This is a genomic window from Streptomyces sp. NBC_01016 (genome assembly GCF_026341035.1).
Taxonomy (GTDB): Bacteria; Actinomycetota; Actinomycetes; order Streptomycetales; family Streptomycetaceae; genus Streptomyces.
This window is the reverse complement of sequence record NZ_JAPEOQ010000001.1, coordinates 1,849,442-1,867,709: the sequence shown is the minus strand read 5'-3', so window position 1 is coordinate 1,867,709 and position 18,268 is coordinate 1,849,442. Positions and strand designations below refer to the sequence as shown.

The window sequence follows — 18,268 nt, the reverse complement described above, 5'->3', positions numbered from 1 at the left end:
GTCAGAGCGGAACGATGTCCGGTGCCCCCAACCTCGCCGCGTCAGCCGTAAGGTCATCCGGCTGCCGCTGCGACTCCCGCTCCGCCTCCACCCGCTTCTCGTAATGCTCGACCTCCCGCTCCACCTGATCCTTGTCCCACCCCAGCACGGGCGCCATCAGCTCCGCCGCCTCCCGCGCACACCGCGCCCCCCGGTCGAACGTCTCGATGGAGATCCGCGTACGCCGCGTCAGCACGTCGTCGAGATGCCGCGCCCCTTCGTGCGAGGCCGCGTACACGACCTCGGCCCGCAGATAGTCGTCGGCCCCGGTGAGCGGCGCACCCAACGCCGGATCGGCGGCCACCAGTTCGAGCACCTCCTCGGCCAGAGCCCCGTACCGGTTCAGCAGATGCTCGACCCGCACCACGTGCAGCCCCGTGCGCGCAGCGATCCGCGCCCGCGCGTTCCAGAGCGCCCGGTACCCCTCGGCGCCCACCAGCGGCACCTCCTCGGTCACGCACTCGGCGACCCGCTGGTCGAGCCCGTGCACGGCCTCGTCGACGGCGTCCTTGGCCATGACCCGGTACGTCGTGTACTTGCCGCCCGCCACGACGACCAGACCCGGCGCGGGATGCGCCACCGTGTGCTCCCGCGACAGCTTGCTGGTGGCGTCGGACTCCCCGGCAAGCAGCGGCCTCAGACCCGCATAGACGCCCTGCACGTCATCACGCGAAAGCGGGACACCGAGAACGGAATTGACGTGCTCCAGCAGGTAGTCGATGTCGGCGCTCGAAGCCGCCGGATGCGCCTTGTCGAGATCCCACTCGGTGTCGGTCGTCCCCACGATCCAGTGCCGCCCCCACGGAATGACGAACAGCACGCTCTTCTCGGTACGCAGGATGAGCCCGGTCGTCGAGTTGATCCGGTCCTTCGGAACAACAAGATGAATCCCCTTGGAAGCCCGCACATGGAACTGCCCGCGCTCGCCGACCATGGCCTGCGTGTCGTCGGTCCACACGCCCGTCGCGTTCACGACCTGCTTGGCCCGGATCTCGTACTCGCCGCCGCCCTCGACGTCCTCCACCCGCGCGCCGACGACCCGCTCGCCCTCCCGCAGGAACCCGGTGACCCGCGCGCGGTTGGCGGCCTTGGCGCCGTACATGGCGGCGGTCCGCACCAGGGTCGCCACATACCGGGCGTCGTCCATCTGCGCGTCGTAGTACTGCAACGCTCCGACCAGCGCGTCCTTCTTCAGGCAGGGGGCGACCCGCAGCGCGTGCTTGCGCGTCAGATGCCGGTGCATCGGGAGGCCGCGCCCGTGCCCGCGCGCCATCGACATCGCGTCGTACAGCGCGACGCCCGACCCGGCGTACACCCGCTCCCAGGCCTTGTGCTGCAACGGATACAAGAAGGGAACCGGCTTCACGAGATGGGGGGCCAGCCGCTCAAGAAGCAGCCCCCGCTCCTTCAACGCCTCTCGTACGAGCGCGAAGTCCAGCATCTCCAGATACCTGAGCCCGCCGTGGATCAGCTTGCTGGACCGGCTCGACGTGCCGGAGGCCCAGTCCCGCGCCTCGACGATCCCGGTGGACAGGCCGCGGGTCACCGCGTCGAGCGCCGTGCCCGCGCCGACCACCCCGGCGCCCACCACGAGAATGTCCAGCTCGCGCTCGGCCATGTCCGCCAGAGCCTGTGCACGCTGCTCGGGTCCCAGTGTCGCTGCCTTCACTGCTGCCTCCCGCTGTCGTCGGCGTGGCTCACGCGTGTGGTGTGCCCGGCCTCATGCCCCTCGAAGCACACGCCGCGCTCTTCCTACATGCCCCGATTCTTCACCCGCTGACCGGTTCGGGCCAGTAGGGCCCTGCTGACGGATCCTGCTGGAGTCGCAGGCCCTGGCACGCACATCTGCGGCGTTGTCGTCGGTTGCCAACGCTCCGCGTTGACGCCCTCCTCCGCCTTGCAGCTGCACGCACCAGGCCCCGCTTGTCGGCACCGGACAGTCACGGCCGCCCGAATCCAGCCTGACCCGTCAGCAGGACCCCAGCAGGCACGCACCTGTGGACAACCTGCGGAGACTCGCGGCGCAACACTCGCAAATCCATCTCCGCGCAATGCCACATATCGGTCATATTTACTCCTAGTCTGACAGTGCGCTCGCTCGTCTTGTCCACAGGGCTTGCGCCCTCGTCCCGCTCCGGTTAATGACCGGTCCGCTCCTCGGGAAAGGACGGCAACCGCCATGCCCGCAGACCTCGCCGTCATCGGCCTCGGCCACCTCGGCCTGCCCCTCGCACAGGCCGCCGTGGCGGCCGGGATCGCGACGATCGGCCACGATCCGGCCCGTGCCAGGGATCTCGCTGCGGGCCGGCTGCCCGGCGGCGGCGACGCGGCGGCCCTGACCGCCGCCGACCTCCGCCGCATGCTCGCCGCGGGCTTCCGCCCCACGGCCAACCCCGCCGAACTCGCGCGCGTCCGCACCGCCGTGATCTGCGCCCCGACCCCGCAGGGCCCCGACGGGGCACCGATGCTCACCCCGGTCGTCGAGGCGACCCGCACCCTCGCCGCCCGGCTCCGGCCGCACACCACGGTGATCATCGAGTCGCCCGTGCCGCCCGGCACCACGCAGACGCTCCTCCTCCCCGTCCTCGAAGAGGGCTCGGGCCTGCGCGCGGGACGCGACTTCCACCTCGCCCACGCCCCCGGCCGCGTCGACCCCGGCAACCGCCTGCACCCCTACACGTCGACCCCCAAGGTGATCGGCGGCCACACCCCCGCCTGCACCGAGTCGGCGGCCACCTTCTACAGCCGGCTGACCGACAAGGTCGTACGCGCGCGTGGTCCACGGGAAGCGGAGACCGTGCACCTCCTGGAGACCAACTACCGGCACGTCAACATCGCCCTGGTCAACGAAATGGCCGTGCTCTGCCACGAGTTGGGCGTGGACCTGTGGGACGTCATCCGCTGCGCGGAAACGAAGCCCTTCGGCTTCCAGGCCTTCCGCCCCGGCCCCGGCGTCGGCGGCCACGCCCTCGCCCAGGACCTCTCGGGCCCGCACCTCCCCACCCGCCCCCTGCGCATGGTCGAACTGGCCCGCCAGGTCAACCACCACATGCCGTCGTACGTGGTCCAGCGCGCGGCCACCCTCCTCAACGAACACGGCAAGTCGGCCCGCGGCGCCCGCGTCCTCCTCCTCGGCGTCACCTACAAGCCCGACCTCGCCGACCAACAGGCCGCCCCGGCCGAGGAGATCGCCACCCGCCTCATGCAACTCGGCGCCGCCGTCAGCTACCACGACCCGTACGTCCCGTCCTGGAACGTCCTGGACCGCCCGGTCCCGCGCGCCGACTCCCTCTACGAGGCCGCGGCCGACGCCGACCTGACGATCCTTCTGCAACAGCACCGCACGTACGACCTGCAAGGCCTGTCCGTAAAGGCCCAACTCCTCCTGGACACAAGGGGAGCCACTCCGGCAGGGGCCGCACACCGCCTCTGACTGCTACATTGCGGCCACTCTGCGCACATCAGCGCCAGGGCTCACACCCCAGGGGGACCGCATGACCCAGCCGCCTCACATACCCGACGGCAACCCGTACGCCCAGCAGCCGCAGCCGCCGCAGCAGCCCCAGTACGGCTACCCGCAGCAGCCCCCTGCCGGGCCTCCGCCGCAGCAGCAGCCGTACGCCCCGTTCCCCCAGCAGCAGGGCATGCCGGGTATGAAGGGCGGTTTCCAGCCGGTGCCGCCGCCCGCCCCCGCCCGCGGCAACCTGGGGCTCGGCATCCTCGCCGGCTTCGTGGCGATGCTGGTCATCGCCGGCGTCTACGGCGGCATCGTCGGCGCAACCGAGCACGAGATCGGTTACGCGGCCGTGGCCGTCGGCGTCGTGGTCGGATTCGCTGCGGGCAAGGTCGGCGGCAACAACCCGGTGGTCCTGATCGTCAGCCCGATCCTGTCGCTGGTGGGCGTCTACCTGGGTCAGCTGCTCGGCGAGTCGATCATCGGCTCGAAGGTGCTGCCGTTCTCCGTGCCCGAACTGCTCTTCCAGCACTTCAACTGGGTCCACGAGGCCTGGAAGACGGACTCGGACCCCATGACCTTCCTCTTCTTCGCCCTCGCCGCGGTGGCCTCCTTCGGCGCCGCGAAGCGAGCATCTTCGTAGGGACGCAAAAGCGGGTGGGCCCCACCTTTCCGATGGGGGCCCACCCGCTTCCCGCTACGACTCAGCGTCAGCGCTACCGCTTATGCGTGGCGTCCGCCACCGTGACCTCGACCCGCTGGAACTCCTTGAGCTCGCTGTAGCCGGTCGTCGCCATGGCCCGCTTCAGCGCGCCGAAGAAGTTCATCGACCCGTCGGGCGTGTGCGAGGGCCCGGTCAGGACCTCCTGGGTCGTCCCGACCGTGCCGAGGTCGACCTTCTTGCCGCGCGGCACGTCCTCGTGGACGGCCTCCATGCCCCAGTGGTGACCGCGGCCGGGCGCGTCCGTGGCGCGGGCCAGCGGGGACCCCATCATCACGGAGTCGGCACCGCAGGCGATCGCCTTGGGCAGGTCGCCGGACCAGCCCACGCCACCGTCGGCGATGACGTGCACGTAGCGGCCACCGGACTCGTCCATGTAGTCACGGCGCGCGGCGGCGACATCGGCCACAGCGGTGGCCATCGGCACCTGAATGCCCAGCACGTTCCGCGTGGTGTGCGCGGCGCCGCCACCGAAGCCGACGAGCACACCCGCGGCACCGGTCCGCATGAGGTGCAGCGCGGCGGTGTACGTGGCGCAGCCACCGACGATGACCGGGACATCCAGCTCGTAGATGAACTGCTTCAGGTTCAGCGGCTCCGCGGCACCGGAGACGTGCTCGGCGGAGACCGTGGTCCCGCGGATCACGAAGATGTCGACGCCCGCGTCCACGACCGCCTTGGAGAACTCGGCGGTGCGCTGCGGGGAGAGCGCGGCGGCGGTGACGACACCGGAGTCGCGCACCTCCTTGATGCGCTGCCCGATCAGGTCGGCCTGGATGGGCGCGGAGTAGATCTCCTGGAGGCGGCGGGTCGCGGCCTCGGGCGACAGCTCGGCGATCTCGTCGAGCAGCGGCTGCGGGTCCTCATAACGGGTCCACAGGCCCTCGAGGTTCAGCACCCCGAGTCCGCCCAGCTCACCGATGCGGATCGCGGTCGCCGGAGAGACGACGGAGTCCATGGGCGCGGCCAGGAACGGCAGCTCGAAGCGGTAGGCATCGATCTGCCAAGCGATCGAGACCTCCTTCGGGTCGCGGGTGCGCCGGCTCGGAACGACGGCGATGTCGTCGAAGGCGTACGCGCGGCGGCCGCGCTTGCCGCGCCCGATCTCGATCTCAGTCACGTTGGGGGGCGCCTTTCACATCTGGGTCCCACTTGGGCCTTGCCTGTCCAGTATCCCTGACACACGCGTGTGGGGCGGTCCCGGTGATCCCGGATCCGCCCCACACGGTCTGACCTGCTGTTACTTGCTGTTGCGGCTGTAGTTCGGCGCCTCGACCGTCATCTGGATGTCGTGCGGGTGGCTCTCCTTGAGGCCCGCCGAGGTGATCCGGACGAACTTGCCGTTGGTCTGCAGCTCCGGAACCGTGCGCCCGCCGACGTAGAACATCGACTGGCGCAGACCGCCGGTGAGCTGGTGCACGACCGCCGACAGCGGGCCGCGGTAGGGCACCTGGCCCTCGATGCCCTCGGGCACGAGCTTCTCGTCGGAGGCGACGCCCTCCTGGAAGTACCGGTCCTTGGAGAAGGACTTCTGGTCGCCGCGCGTCTGCATGGCGCCCAGCGAACCCATGCCGCGGTACGACTTGAACTGCTTGCCGTTGATGAAGAGCAGCTCGCCCGGCGACTCCTCGCAGCCCGCGAGCAGCGAGCCGAGCATCACGGTGTCGGCGCCGGCGACGAGCGCCTTGGCGATGTCACCGGAGTACTGGAGGCCACCGTCACCGATGACCGGGACTCCGGCCTCCTTGGCGGCGAGCGACGCCTCGTAGATGGCCGTGACCTGCGGGACACCGATACCGGCGACCACGCGCGTGGTGCAGATGGAGCCCGGGCCGACACCGACCTTGATGCCGTCCACGCCGGAGTCGATGAGCGCCTTGGCGCCGTCACGGGTGGCGATGTTGCCGCCGATGACGTCGACGCCGCCGGAGTTGGACTTGATCTTGGCGACCATGTCACCGACGAGCCGCGAGTGCCCGTGCGCGGTGTCGACGACGATGAAGTCGGCGCCCGCCTCGATCAGCGCCTGCGCCCGCTCGTAGGAGTCACCGGCGACGCCGACCGCGGCACCGACGAGCAGCCGGCCCTCGGAGTCCTTCGCCGCGTTCGGGTACTGCTCGGCCTTCTTGAAGTCCTTGACCGTGATGAGGCCCTTGAGGATGCCCGAGTCGTCGACCAGCGGAAGCTTCTCGATCTTGTGGCGGCGCAGCAGCTCCATGGCGTCGACGCCGGAGATGCCGACCTTGCCCGTGACGAGCGGCATCGGCGTCATGACCTCGCGGACCTGACGGCTGCGGTCGTTCTCGAAGGCGATGTCGCGGTTGGTGACGATGCCGAGCAGCTTGCCGCCGCCGTCGGTCACCGGCACACCGGAGATGCGGAACTTCGCGCAGATCGCGTCGGCCTCGGCGAGCGTCGCGTCCGGGTGCACCGTGATCGGGTCGGTGACCATGCCGGACTCGGAGCGCTTCACGAGGTCCACCTGGTTCGCCTGGTCGGCGATCGACAGGTTGCGGTGCAGCACGCCGACGCCACCCTGCCGCGCCATGGCGATCGCCATGCGGGACTCGGTGACCTTGTCCATCGCGGCGGACAGCAGCGGGATGTTCACCCGCACGTTCTTCGAGACGTGCGAGGCGGTGTCGATCTGGTCGGGCGCCATGTCCGACGAGCCCGGCAGCAGCAGCACGTCGTCGTAGGTCAGCCCGAGTGTCGCGAATTTCTCGGGCACTCCGTCGACGTTTGCAGTCATGACACCTTCCCCAAATGGCCTTGATCGGTGCGGATGTCCATGCTAACGGCCCGCGGGGGTGTCTCATTCCACGATCAAGATCATCGGCGTTCTTTGGACGTTCACACGTGCGTGACCGAGGCCTCGTGACTACTGCTCGGCGAGCGCCCGCAACCGACTCAGCGCACGGTGCTGCGCGACGCGCACGGCGCCGGGTGACATGCCCAACATCTGCCCGGTCTCCTCCGCGGTGAGCCCGACGGCGATGCGCAGCAGGAGCAGCTCCCGCTGGTTCTGCGGAAGGTTCGCGAGCAGCTTCTTGGCCCACGCGGCATCGCTGTTCAACAGCGCCCGCTCCTCAGGACCGAGGGAGTCGTCGGGCCGCTCGGGCATCTCGTCGGAGGGCACGGCCGTGGATCCGGGCCCGCGCATGGCCGCCCGCTGCAGATCGGCGACCTTGTGCGCGGCGATGGCGAAGACGAACGCCTCGAAGGGCCGCCCGGTGTCCTTGTAGCGCGGCAGCGCGAGCAGCACGGCGACGCAGACCTCCTGGGCGAGATCCTCCACGAAGTGCCGCGCGTCACCCGGCAGTCGGGAAAGACGCGTGCGGCAGTAGCGGATCGCGAGGGGGTGGACATGCGCGAGCAGATCGTGCGTGGCCTGCTCGTCTCCGTCGACGGCGCGGCCGACGAGCGTACCGATGACCCCCTGGGGCGTCGCTGCCTCGTCGTCACGCATCGGTCCATGGTGCCCCGACACCTTCCGGTCCGTGACACCGTGCCCGTAGTTGTGCACCGAAGCGTTATGAGCAGGTGCGCCGGAACTCATCTCCTGCGCCCTCCCCTCTCGCTGACCCTGCTCGCCCGACTCGTCCCCGAGGAACTCCACACCCCCAAGGATGCGGCATCGCGCGCGAAGCGTCGAAAAGCGCGGCGCGACGGGCCGGAGCGGCCCCCCTCACGGCGGGTCCACCGCGCCCCGGAGGGCGCGGGGGTGTGCCGATCAGCGGCTCGTCAGCGAACCAGGCCCCAGCGGAACCCGAGCGCCACCGCGTGCGCACGGTCCGAGGCGCCGAGCTTCTTGAACAGGCGACGCGCGTGCGTCTTGACCGTGTCCTCGGAGAGGAACAGCTCACGCCCGATCTCGGCGTTGGACCGCCCGTGGCTCATGCCCTCGAGCACCTGGATCTCCCGCGCGGTGAGCGTGGGGGCGGCCCCCATCTCGGCCGAGCGCAGTCTGCGCGGGGCGAGCCGCCAGGTCGGGTCGGCGAGCGCCTGCGTCACCGTGGCCCGCAGCTCGGCGCGCGAGGCGTCCTTGTGCAGATACCCGCGGGCGCCGGCGGCGACCGCGAGGGCCACACCGTCCAGATCCTCGGCCACGGTGAGCATGATGATGCGCGCACCGGGATCGGCGGAGAGCAGCCGCCGCACTGTCTCGACGCCGCCCAGACCGGGCATGCGTACGTCCATCAAAATCAGGTCCGAGCGGTCGGCGCCCCAGCGGCGGAGGACTTCCTCGCCGTTGGCCGCGGTCGTCACGCGCTCGACGCCGGGCACGGTCGCGACCGCGCGGCGCAGCGCCTCTCGGGCAAGCGGGGAGTCGTCGCAGACGAGGACGGATGTCATGACCGTCCTCCGCAGCTGATGCGCGTCACCTTGAGCCTCCAGGCTGTGTACGAATCGTCACCTGTGCGGTCGACATTCAACAAGGCAATCGGACACCTGCCCGAGCGCTTGTTCTTTCAACCGCCTCCGCACTCTCAACGACGGTCACTCGAAAGAGTTACGGGTCGGACGGCCTCCTTCGGCACTCTACGTGAGGGCGCGAACACGGTGCGGACAGCGCGGCGGACCCACAAGGTTTCATCACAAGCTATGCCCCATTTGGAAGGTTTTCCTTCCTTTTGCTGGTGTCTGTAGCTAGATTCGCAATGAGTCATATTTTCATCTCCTTAGACAGTAGATGTACGGTCATGGGCACCGTATCCGCGTCTGAACGGCTACAAGGGGACACAGCAATGGCAGATTTCTCCCGCCTTCCCGGACCGAACGCCGATCTGTGGGACTGGCAGCTCCTCGCGGCCTGCCGCGGGGTGGACAGCTCTCTCTTCTTCCACCCGGAGGGCGAACGTGGGGCGGCACGCAGCGCCCGTGAGAACTCGGCCAAGGAGGTCTGCATGAGGTGCCCGGTGCGCGCGGAGTGCGCTGCTCACGCCCTACAGGTGCGTGAGCCGTACGGCGTGTGGGGCGGCCTCACGGAGGACGAGCGCGAAGAGCTCATGGGACGGGCCCGCAATCGGCTCGTCACGGCGTCGGCCCCGAGTGGAGGACAGGCCGCCACAAGCGGCGCGCACAACTGAAGGAACGTTTCTGCACGCGTCTGAACGGCCTGCGGAGGTAGGCGTGCCGAGGCGCGCCCGCCTCCGCGTTCAGCGTGTCGCGGCCTTCGCGAGGTGGTCGAGGGTCGCGCGGACCGCGGGCACCTGGGCCAGATCGGGCAGGGTGAGCGCGACGATCTCGCGGCGCACCGCGGGCTCGACGGTCACTGTGCGTGCACCCTTGGGGCGAACAGACTCGATGGCCAGTTCGGGGAGCACCGCCACGCCGAGCCCGGCGCTGACGAGCCCGACCACCGCCGGGTAGTCGTCCGTCGCGAAGTCGATGCGGGGGGCGAATCCCGCGCCCCTGCACACCTCGACCAGCTGGCGGCGGCAGCGCGGGCAGCCCGCGATCCACGGCTCGTCCGCGAACGCGTCGATGGTGACCGAGCCGGCTCCGGCCAGCGCGTGCCCCTCGGGGACGAGGCCCACGAGCCGGTCCGCGAACAGCGGGCGTACGACGAGGTCTTCCCAGTCCTCTCCGGCGTGCGCGCCCTCGTACCGGAAGGCCAGCGCGACGTCGCAGTCGCCCTCGCGGAGCATCTCCACGGAGCGGGGCGGTTCGGCCTCGACCAGCGACACGCGCGTGCCGGGGTGTTCGGAGCGCAGGGCAGCGAGGGCCGTCGGGACGAGCGTCGAGCTGCCGCTGGGGAACGAGACGAGGCGGACCCGGCCGGCCCGCAGGCCCGCGATCGCGGCGATCTCCTCCTCTGCGGCCGTGAGCCCGGCGAGGATGCCCGACGCGTGCCGCACGAGGGCCTCGCCGGCCTGCGTCAGGCGCATCTCGCGGCCGGTGCGGATCAGCAGCGGGGTGCCGGCCGAGGACTCCAGGGCCTTCATCTGCTGGCTCACGGCGGGCTGGGTGCAACCCAGCTCGCGGGCCGCCGCGGAGAAGGAGCCGGTGGCGGCGACGGCGCGCAGGACACGGAGATGACGGGCCTCGATCACCCCTCAAGCATAAGCGACTCTTGGGGATCGCGCCGGATAATGCGTGGCGGCTTTGGGTGTCGGTCCCGTAGCGTTCCGCACATGAAGCTTCTGTCGCTGAATCTGGGGCGGCCCGAGTCCGCCGAGTACACGGACCAGCCCGAGGGGGTCACGGGCATCGACAAGCGGCCGGTCACCGGCCCCGTGCGGGTGTCGGCGCCGGGCCCCAAGGGGACCGGCGCGAGCGGGCTCGCCGGGGACGCGGTGTGCGACCTGCGGCACCACGGCGGGGACCACCAGGCCGTGTACGCGTACGCGCGTGAGGACCTGGACGCGTGGGGCAAGGAGCTGGACCGTTCGCTGCCCAGCGGCACGTTCGGCGAGAACCTCACGACCGAAGGGGTCGACGTGTCGGGCGCGCGGATCGGCGAGCGCTGGCGGGTCGGGGCCGAGCTCGTCCTGGAGGTCACGTCGAGCCGGATTCCGTGCCGGACCTTCCAGGGGCACCTGGGCGAGCGGGGCTGGGTCAAGCGGTTCACCCGGGAAGGGGCGCCGGGGGCGTATCTGCGGGTGATCGAGCCGGGCGAGATCCGGGCGGGCGACTCCATCGAGGTCGTGCACCGGCCGGACCACGAGGTCACCGTGGCCCTTCAGTTCCGTGCGGTGACGACCGAGCGGGAGCTGCTGCCGCGATTGCTCGCCGCGGGGGACGCGCTGCATCCGGAGTCGGTTCGCTCCGCGCGGGAGTACGTCGAGAAGTACGGCTCGTAGGCTCGTTGCGGCCGGCCGTTCCCACGCCCCGGGGCCGTGATCACGAGCACCACTCCGCGCTCATTAACCTTGGCGCATGACTACCGCCCTGATCACCGGATCCACCGCGGGCATCGGCGCCGCGTTCGCACGGCAACTCGCCGCCGACGGACACAACCTGGTGCTCGTCGCGCGCGACACCAAGCGGCTGCACGAGCAGGCGACAGAGCTGCACGACCGGCACGGCATCGAGGCCGAGGTGCTCACCGCCGACCTGGCCACGGAGGACGGGATCGCGGCGGTCGAGGCGCGCCTGACGGACCGTAAGGCCGCGGTCGATCTGCTGGTCAACAACGCCGGGTTCGGCAACAAGGGGCACTACCTCGAGGTCCCGATGTCCGACGAGCTGACGATGCTGAAGGTGCACTGCGAGGCGGTGCTGCGGCTGACGTCGGCGGCCGCGGGGGCGATGCGCGAGCGTGGGCGCGGTGGCGTGGTCAACGTGGCGTCGGTGGCGGCGTTCGTGCCGCGCGGTACGTACGGCGCCTCGAAGGCGTGGGTCGTGCAGTTCACGCAGGGCGCGGCGAAGGACCTCGCGGGCAGTGGGGTCCGACTGATGGCACTGTGCCCCGGGTTCGTCCGTACGGAGTTCCACGAGCGGGCCGGAATGGGCACGGGCAACATCCCGAAGTGGATGTGGCTCGACGCGGACAAGTTGGTGTCGGCGGCGCTCGCGGACCTCGCGCGTGGCAAGTCGCTGTCGATCCCGGACCCCCGGTACAAGGCCCTGATGGGCGTGGTGAAGGTGACGCCGCGCGTCCTCCTCGGCGGGATCACGTCCCGTACGGGCCGCAAGTACGGGCCCCAGTAAGGGAGTTCCTCCTACACCACGGGGCTCCGCCCCGGACCCCGCGAGTCTCGTCCCAGAGCGGGGCTTAAAGCGCAAAAGCCGAGGCCCGGCCCCCCGCGACGGGGAGCCGGGCCTCGGGTTACTTCAGCGGAGCGGGTCAGTGCGAGTGACCGTGGCCGTGGCCGCCGGCCTCCGGCTCCTCGTCCGCCGGCTTCTCGACGACCAGGGTCTCGGTCGTGAGGAGCAGCGCAGCGATGGACGCGGCGTTCTCCAGGGCGGAGCGCGTGACCTTGACCGGGTCGATGACGCCGGCCTTGACCAGGTCCACGTACTCGCCGGTCGCGGCGTTGTAGCCGCTGCCCTTCTCGAGCTCCTTGACCTTGGAGACGATCACGTAGCCCTCCTGGCCGGCGTTCTCGCCGATCCAGCGGAGCGGCTCGACGACGGCGCGGCGGACGACGGCGACACCGGTGGCCTCGTCACCCTCCTTGCCGAGGGAGTCGTCCAGGACCTTGGAGGCGTGCACCAGAGCGGAGCCACCACCGGAGACGATGCCCTCCTCGACCGCGGCGCGGGTCGCGGAGATGGCGTCCTCCAGACGGTGCTTCTTCTCCTTGAGCTCGACCTCGGTCGCGGCACCGACGCGGATGACGCAGACGCCGCCGGCCAGCTTGGCCAGGCGCTCCTGCAGCTTCTCGCGGTCCCAGTCCGAGTCCGTGTTCTCGATCTCGGCCTTGATCTGCGCGACGCGGCCCTGCACGTCCTCGGACTTGCCGCCACCGTCGACGATGGTGGTGTCGTCCTTGGTGATCGTCACGCGGCGCGCGGAGCCGAGCACCTCGAGACCGGCCTGGTCGAGCTTGAGGCCGACCTCCTCGGCGATGACGGTGGCACCGGTGAGGGTGGCCATGTCCTGCAGCATCGCCTTGCGGCGGTCACCGAAGCCGGGGGCCTTCACGGCGACGGCGTTGAACGTGCCGCGGATCTTGTTCACGACCAGGGTCGACAGGGCCTCGCCCTCGACGTCCTCGGCGATGATCAGGAGCGGCTTGGAGCCACCGTTCTGGATGACCTTCTCCAGGAGCGGGAGCATGTCCTGGATCGAGCCGATCTTGCCCTGGTGGATCAGGATGTACGGGTCGTCGAGGACGGCCTCCATACGCTCCTGGTCGGTGACGAAGTACGGGGACAGGTAGCCCTTGTCGAAGGCCATGCCCTCGGTGAAGTCGAGCTCCAGACCGAAGGTGTTGGACTCCTCGACGGTGATGACACCGTCCTTGCCGACCTTGTCCATCGCCTCGGCGATGAGCTCGCCGACCTGGTTGTCCTGGGCGGACAGACCGGCGACGGCGGCGATGTCGGACTTCTCGTCGATCGGACGGGCGGTCGCGAGGAGGTCCTCGGACACGGCCTTGACCGCGGCGTCGATGCCCTTCTTCAGGGCGGCCGGGGAGGCACCGGCGGCAACGTTGCGCAGGCCTTCCTTGACCAGGGCCTGGGCGAGCACGGTGGCGGTGGTCGTACCGTCACCCGCGATGTCGTTGGTCTTGGTCGCCACCTCCTTCACCAGCTGCGCGCCGAGGTTCTCGTACGGGTCCTCGACCTCTACCTCACGGGCGATGGTGACGCCGTCGTTGGTGATGGTCGGGGCGCCGAACTTCTTGTCGATGACGACGTTGCGGCCCTTGGGGCCGATCGTCACCTTGACCGTGTCGGCAAGCTTGTTGACGCCGCGCTCGAGGGCGCGACGGGCGTCCTCGTCGAACTTCAGGATCTTCGCCATGGAGCTGAATCAGTCCTCTCGAAACGAACCGCGCCCCTCGCACCCGGCATTCTCAGCGGGGGCCAGGGGCGCAGTTCAAAGCGTTCTGCTTCGGTGAAGCTTCAAAAGCCTCGGTGAATTACTTCTCGACGATCGCGAGCACGTCGCGAGCCGAGAGGACGAGGTACTCGTCGCCGTTGTACTTCACCTCGGTGCCGCCGTACTTGCTGTACAGCACGACATCGCCGACCTTGACGTCGAGCGGAAGGCGCTCGCCGTTCTCGAAGCGGCCCGGGCCCACGGCGAGGACGGCGCCCTCCTGGGGCTTCTCCTTCGCGGTGTCCGGAATGACCAGGCCAGAGGCCGTGGTCTGCTCGGCGTCGAGCGGCTGGACCACAATGCGGTCCTCGAGCGGCTTGATGGCAACCTTGGAGCTGGTGGTCGTCACGATCCGGTCTCCCCCTTCGGAGATCTCACGGGGTTAACAGTCTGGGGTGGCGACCAGGTGGATCCGTCGTCGCGGGTGCCGGACCTGCCCGTCGCTGTTGGCACTCTCCAGTGGTGAGTGCCAGGGCCGAGACTATGACTGCGATTAGCACTCGGTCAAGCGGACTGCTAATCGACTCCGCCGCTGATCGGTGGACCGGCGGCTCACAGGTAGTCCTCCAGGGCCGCCACCTCGTACCCCTCGGCCTCGATACGGCGCACGAGAGCCGGCGTGGTCTCCGCCCGCGCCCCGAGGATGTCGCCGGGGCGCAGCCGCTCCGCCGGCTCGCGCCACAGGACGATCGCGTCGACGCCGCACTCGGCCGCCGCCTGGAGCGTGTTCGCGTCGTACGCGCCCCGGGGCGGATGGAACAGGCGGGGCGCCGCCCCGAAGCGGGCCTGGACGCGGTCGCGCTGGCCGCAGATCTCGGCGTGCTGCTCCACGTATCCGAGGCCGGGCAGGAGGGCGTGGGTGAGGGTGCGGTTCTGCACCCGGGCGCCCAGGGCGGTCAGTTCGCCGAGGCGGCCCGCGCCCGGGCCCGCGAGGAACAGCGAGACCGGGAGGCGTCGGTCGCGGACCAGGCCGACGAAGCGGGGGTCCCGCCCGGCCCCGTCCTCGTACGCGAGGAAGACCACCTTGTCGCGGGTGGGGACACGGGAGACGACCGGCGGGACCGCCGCCTCGGCGCCCGCCGCAGGACGCGGAGGCGGGGCGGCCTCTTGCGCGCACCCGGTGAGCAGAACGGCGGCCAGGGCGCAGCCGAGCAGCCGCGCCCGCGGCCCACGCGGTGTCACAGGTAGTCCTCCAGGCGCGCCACCGCGTAGCCCCGGTCGGTGAGGTACTTCATGAGGTTCCGGATCATGTCGGGCATCGTGCCCTTCCAGTCCTTGCGGCCCCTGAAGTGCGTGAGCAGGATGTCGCCCGGATGGATGCTGCGGTCCCACTCTCGGTAGTCCATGCGGTCCACGAACGCCTCTGCGTTCCAGATCGGGGCGTACTCGATGCCGCAGGCCTTGGCGGCGCGCAGGGTGTTCTGGTTGTAGTCGCCGAACGGCGGTCGGAAGAGGGTGGGCCGCTTGCCGTACTTCTTCTCGATGACGTCCTGCATGCCGCAGATCTCGTGCTTCTGACGCGCGTACGAGAGGGCGGGCAGGAACGGGTGGTGGAGCGTGTGGTTGTTGAGGGTGACGCCGCGGGCCTGCATCTTCTTGAAGTAGCCGTACTTCGGCCTGACTTCGGCGTCGGTCAGGAACGCCGTGTACGGGATCCGCAGCTCGCTCATCATCTTCAGGAACCGCGGGTCCTTCTCGGCGCCGTCGTCGATGGTGAGGAAGACGACCTTGTCCTTGGTCGGGATCGTCGTGAACACCGGCGGCAGGCCGAGCTTCTTCTGGCCGTCGACCTCGAAGCCCGTCCGCGCCTCGATGACCGGCTTCTTCGCCGGTGGGCGCGGGGCGGTGAGCGGCACGTCGGCGAGGCCCCAGCGCTTGGTCGCCGCGACGAGCGCGGCCCGCTGGGCGCGCAGCTTCGTCGCGTACGAGTCGAGGGCCCGGGCGGGAGCGGCCTGGAGGCCCTGTTGGCCGGGGGCCGGTTTCACGGGGGTCTTCTCCGGGGTGCCGGCCGCGCATCCGGTGGCGAGGGCGGACGCGGCGAGGAGGCCGGCGAGGAGGCGGACGCCGGTCGTCGGGCCGGGTCTCTCCCGGGTCCCCTTTGAGGCGGATTTCTCATTTTGTCGTACTAGTTGCATGGCGCCGGATCCTTACAGCTCACGGGCCCGTTCCGGAGCCGACACCTCCGCCTGGCGCGCACCGTCGCCCGCCTGGCCCACAATGGGCCGGGTGAACGACCCCGCCGCCTTCTCCGCCCTCCTGGCCCCCGAGGGCCTGGCCCTGCTCGACGAACTCCGCGATCACGATCCGGCCCAGGAGCTCGCCCTCGCCACGAAACTGCGCCGCGAGCACCCCGCCGAGCTCGTCTCGGCCGCGCTCGCCCAGGCGCGGCTGCGGCAGCGGGCGGTGGCGAAGTTCGGGGCCGAGGACGCGGCCCGGATGTTCTTCACGCCGAACGGGGTCGAGCAGGCGACGCGGACGAGCGTGGCGGCGTACCGGGCCGGCGCCTTCGAGCGGCTCGGCGTGCGCTCCGTGGCCGACCTGTGCTGCGGCATCGGCGGCGACGCGATCGCGCTCGCCCGCGCGGGGATCCGGGTCCTTGCCGTCGACCGGGACCCGCTGACGTGCGAGGTGGCGCGGGCGAACGCCGAGGCGCTCGGCCTCGCGGGGCTCATCGAGGTGCGCGAGGCGGACGTCACCGAGGTGGACACGGCCGCGTACGACGCCGTGTTCGTGGACCCCGCGCGCCGGGGTGGCCGGGGCCGGATCTTCGACCCCGAGGCCTACTCTCCGCCGCTGTCCTGGGCCGTGTCCGCCGCGCTCAAGGCGCCGCGCGCCGCGCTGAAGATCGCCCCCGGCATCCCGCACGAGGCGATCCCCGCGGAGGCCGACGCCGAGTGGATCTCGGACGGGGGTGACGTGAAGGAGGCGGTGCTGTGGTTCGGGACCGCTCCCGGGCGGATGCGGGCGACGCTGCTTCCGGGGCCGCGGGCGCTGGTGGGCAGGGGGCTTCCCGACCCCGAAGTACGGCCCGTCGGGCGGTACTTGTACGAGCCCGATGGCGCCGTCATCCGGGCGCACCTGGTCGCCGAGGTGGCCGAGGAGGTCGGCGGCGGGCTCGTCGACGAGACGATCGCGTACGTGACGGCGGACGAGCTGCACGCCACGCCCTACGCCGCCGCGTACGAGATCACCGACCAACTTCCCTTCAACGTGAAGAAGTTGAAGGCGTTGCTGCGGGAGCGGGAGGTCGGCGTGCTGACGGTGAAGAAGCGGGGGTCGGCGGTCGAGCCGGAGGAGTTGCGGCGCAAGGCAATGCCGAAGCCCTTCGGGAGGCGGGCGGTGACGGTGTTTTTGACCCGGGTTGCGGGTGCGCCCACGATGCTTGTCGGCGCGCCGGTGGGTTGAGGCGTCGGGGCTCCGCCCGCGGGGCTGTTTTCGCCGACCCGGCGTTACGGCCACGGGGCTCCGCCCCGGACCCCGCGCCTCAATCGCCGGCGGGGCTGATTTTGCCGAGCCGGCGTTACGGACTCGGGGCTCCGCCCCGAACCCCGCTGCTCAATCGCCGCAGGGGCTTGAATTGCCCACCCGCCGCAGGGGCTTGAATCGACTCGCCCACCCGCAGGCAATCGCCCGGCTCCCGCCCATCTCCCACCCACCCGCCCCCTCCGGGGGCTCGGCTCGACGGGGTACCGCCAGCCGCCTTGGGCGATCCGGCAGCAGCCACAACTCCCCGCCCGCCTCGGGCAACCTCCGCCAGCCACGGCTCCCCGCCCGTCGCGGTCAACCGCACCCGCCTTGGGCAATCTGCCGCCTTGGGCGGCAGGGTGGGCAAGGCGGCACCCCGGTGCAGGCTGCACATGCGGAAGGCGCCGGCCACGGCACCGCCCCAGAACACCGGTGCCGCGTCATCATGGCGCGGGGCCCGACCCCGTCGTCCCGATCCGCCGGAGGCCCGACGTGCCGTTCGATCACAATGACCACTACCACCCGCTACTGCTGCGCCAGTTGCCCCCGCAGGGGCGAACCGCACTCGACGTCGGCTGCGGCACCGGCCGCTTCGCGCGGCGGCTCGTGGCGCACGGGTACCGGGTCGACGCGCTCGACCCGGATCCGGCGACGCTGGCCGTGGCGGAGGCCGCCGGTGGCGGGCCGCGCTACCGCGTCGCCGACGCCGCGCAGGCCGAACTCCCGCCCGCCCACTACGACGTGATCAGCTGCCTGGCGAGCCTGCACCACATGCCGTTCGAGACGCTGACCCGCTTCCGCAAGGCCCTCGCGCCCGGCGGCCGGCTGCTCGTACTGGGCTGCTACGACGGCGTGACGCCGTGGGACGTGGTCGCGTCCCCGACGAACGCGGTGGCGCGCCTCGCCGTGTACGCGGGCGAACGCGCCCGGGGCGTCCGCACTCCCCCGCCGCAACCGCCGGTGCAGCAGCCGGAGATGCAGCTTCCGGAGATCCGCCAGGAGGCGGCACGCCTGCTCCCCGGCAGCGAGGTGCGCCAACTGCTCTTCTGGCGCTACCTGTTGACGTGCACAGCGGACCGCTAGAGCCCTGGGA

Annotated in this window: 17 protein-coding genes; 7 read left to right on the top strand and 10 right to left on the bottom strand. The window is 70.6% G+C overall.

From position 1 onward, the window contains the following. Window position 1: 1 nt before the first annotated feature. Entirely contained in the window at window positions 2-1,708 is a 1,707-nt protein-coding gene (locus OG746_RS08900; protein ID WP_266713179.1) for a glycerol-3-phosphate dehydrogenase/oxidase, read from the bottom strand. A 510-nt stretch (window positions 1,709-2,218) separates the two neighbouring features. Here OG746_RS08900 and OG746_RS08895 point away from each other — a divergent pair. Together OG746_RS08895 and OG746_RS08890 are read left to right on the top strand one after the other, a co-directional pair. After that, the gene (locus OG746_RS08895) at window positions 2,219-3,472 is read left to right on the top strand and encodes a nucleotide sugar dehydrogenase (protein WP_266713177.1); all 1,254 of its coding nucleotides are present in this window, start codon (window positions 2,219-2,221) and stop codon (window positions 3,470-3,472) included. A 61-nt stretch (window positions 3,473-3,533) separates the two neighbouring features. Beyond that, on the top strand, window positions 3,534-4,136 hold the full coding sequence (locus OG746_RS08890) for a hypothetical protein (protein WP_266713175.1): 603 nt from the start codon (window positions 3,534-3,536) through the stop codon (window positions 4,134-4,136). A gap of 73 nt (window positions 4,137-4,209) precedes the next feature. On the opposite strand, the gene OG746_RS08885 is transcribed toward OG746_RS08890, so the two are convergent. From OG746_RS08885 to OG746_RS08870, 4 genes are all read right to left on the bottom strand, one after another. Beyond that, window positions 4,210-5,334, bottom strand: coding sequence for a GuaB3 family IMP dehydrogenase-related protein (locus OG746_RS08885; protein ID WP_266713173.1), 1,125 nt, complete (start codon window positions 5,332-5,334; stop codon window positions 4,210-4,212). A 120-nt stretch (window positions 5,335-5,454) separates the two neighbouring features. Further along, window positions 5,455-6,966, bottom strand: coding sequence for an IMP dehydrogenase (gene guaB / locus OG746_RS08880; protein WP_266713171.1), 1,512 nt, complete (start codon window positions 6,964-6,966; stop codon window positions 5,455-5,457). 129 nt (window positions 6,967-7,095) lie between these two features. Beyond that, window positions 7,096-7,683, bottom strand: a complete 588-nt coding sequence (locus tag OG746_RS08875) for a sigma-70 family RNA polymerase sigma factor (protein ID WP_266713169.1) — start codon at window positions 7,681-7,683, stop codon at window positions 7,096-7,098. Window positions 7,684-7,958: 275 nt separating this feature from the next. Continuing rightward, window positions 7,959-8,570 carry a response regulator transcription factor gene (locus OG746_RS08870; protein ID WP_003948568.1) on the bottom strand — a complete coding sequence of 204 codons (612 nt, stop codon included), beginning with the start codon at window positions 8,568-8,570 and terminating at the stop codon, window positions 7,959-7,961. A gap of 392 nt (window positions 8,571-8,962) precedes the next feature. Here OG746_RS08870 and OG746_RS08865 point away from each other — a divergent pair, with 392 nt between their 5' ends. Continuing rightward, a complete protein-coding gene (locus OG746_RS08865) occupies window positions 8,963-9,304 on the top strand; it encodes a WhiB family transcriptional regulator (RefSeq protein ID WP_266713167.1) in 342 nt (113 codons plus the stop codon). Between the two features lie 69 nt (window positions 9,305-9,373). Here the strand turns inward: OG746_RS08865 and OG746_RS08860 are convergent, their stop codons facing one another. After that, window positions 9,374-10,270 (bottom strand): LysR family transcriptional regulator, encoded by an 897-nt coding sequence (locus OG746_RS08860; RefSeq protein WP_266713165.1) that lies wholly within the window; start codon window positions 10,268-10,270, stop codon window positions 9,374-9,376. Window positions 10,271-10,351: 81 nt separating this feature from the next. Between OG746_RS08860 and OG746_RS08855 the strand changes: the two genes are divergently transcribed. Continuing rightward, a complete protein-coding gene (locus tag OG746_RS08855; RefSeq protein WP_266713163.1) occupies window positions 10,352-11,020 on the top strand; it encodes an MOSC domain-containing protein in 669 nt (222 codons plus the stop codon). A gap of 76 nt (window positions 11,021-11,096) precedes the next feature. Continuing rightward, window positions 11,097-11,870, top strand: a complete 774-nt coding sequence (locus OG746_RS08850) for an SDR family NAD(P)-dependent oxidoreductase (RefSeq protein WP_266713161.1) — start codon at window positions 11,097-11,099, stop codon at window positions 11,868-11,870. Window positions 11,871-12,006: 136 nt separating this feature from the next. On the opposite strand, the gene groL is transcribed toward OG746_RS08850, so the two are convergent. The 4 genes from groL to OG746_RS08830 form a co-directional block, all read right to left on the bottom strand. Continuing rightward, complete coding sequence (gene groL / locus OG746_RS08845) at window positions 12,007-13,632, bottom strand: chaperonin GroEL (protein WP_266713159.1); 1,626 nt, start codon at window positions 13,630-13,632, stop codon at window positions 12,007-12,009. Between the two features lie 118 nt (window positions 13,633-13,750). Beyond that, window positions 13,751-14,059, bottom strand: coding sequence for a co-chaperone GroES (groES, locus tag OG746_RS08840; protein ID WP_018528412.1), 309 nt, complete (start codon window positions 14,057-14,059; stop codon window positions 13,751-13,753). 203 nt (window positions 14,060-14,262) lie between these two features. Next, window positions 14,263-14,892 carry a polysaccharide deacetylase family protein gene (locus OG746_RS08835; RefSeq protein WP_266713155.1) on the bottom strand — a complete coding sequence of 210 codons (630 nt, stop codon included), beginning with the start codon at window positions 14,890-14,892 and terminating at the stop codon, window positions 14,263-14,265. Beyond that, a complete protein-coding gene (locus OG746_RS08830) occupies window positions 14,889-15,845 on the bottom strand; it encodes a polysaccharide deacetylase family protein (RefSeq protein ID WP_266713153.1) in 957 nt (318 codons plus the stop codon). Before OG746_RS08830 ends, OG746_RS08835 begins: the two co-directional genes overlap by 4 nt. An 82-nt stretch (window positions 15,846-15,927) precedes the next feature. Here OG746_RS08830 and OG746_RS08825 point away from each other — a divergent pair, with 82 nt between their 5' ends. Then, window positions 15,928-17,115, top strand: a complete 1,188-nt coding sequence (locus OG746_RS08825) for a class I SAM-dependent methyltransferase (RefSeq protein ID WP_266718791.1) — start codon at window positions 15,928-15,930, stop codon at window positions 17,113-17,115. Window positions 17,116-17,667: 552 nt separating this feature from the next. After that, window positions 17,668-18,258, top strand: a complete 591-nt coding sequence (locus OG746_RS08820; protein ID WP_266713151.1) for a class I SAM-dependent methyltransferase — start codon at window positions 17,668-17,670, stop codon at window positions 18,256-18,258. Window positions 18,259-18,268 lie beyond the last annotated feature (10 nt).

Coding starts and splice junctions, on each gene's coding strand:
- OG746_RS08895 (WP_266713177.1), top strand. CDS start 2,219: ATGCCCGCAGACCTCGCCGTCATCGGCCTCGGCCACCTCGGCCTGCCC.
- OG746_RS08890 (WP_266713175.1), top strand. CDS start 3,534: ATGACCCAGCCGCCTCACATACCCGACGGCAACCCGTACGCCCAGCAG.
- guaB (WP_266713171.1), bottom strand. CDS start 6,966: ATGACTGCAAACGTCGACGGAGTGCCCGAGAAATTCGCGACACTCGGG.
- OG746_RS08875 (WP_266713169.1), bottom strand. CDS start 7,683: ATGCGTGACGACGAGGCAGCGACGCCCCAGGGGGTCATCGGTACGCTC.
- OG746_RS08870 (WP_003948568.1), bottom strand. CDS start 8,570: ATGACATCCGTCCTCGTCTGCGACGACTCCCCGCTTGCCCGAGAGGCG.
- OG746_RS08865 (WP_266713167.1), top strand. CDS start 8,963: ATGGCAGATTTCTCCCGCCTTCCCGGACCGAACGCCGATCTGTGGGAC.
- OG746_RS08855 (WP_266713163.1), top strand. CDS start 10,352: ATGAAGCTTCTGTCGCTGAATCTGGGGCGGCCCGAGTCCGCCGAGTAC.
- OG746_RS08850 (WP_266713161.1), top strand. CDS start 11,097: ATGACTACCGCCCTGATCACCGGATCCACCGCGGGCATCGGCGCCGCG.
- groL (WP_266713159.1), bottom strand. CDS start 13,632: ATGGCGAAGATCCTGAAGTTCGACGAGGACGCCCGTCGCGCCCTCGAG.
- OG746_RS08830 (WP_266713153.1), bottom strand. CDS start 15,845: ATGCAACTAGTACGACAAAATGAGAAATCCGCCTCAAAGGGGACCCGG.
- OG746_RS08825 (WP_266718791.1), top strand. CDS start 15,928: ATGGGCCGGGTGAACGACCCCGCCGCCTTCTCCGCCCTCCTGGCCCCC.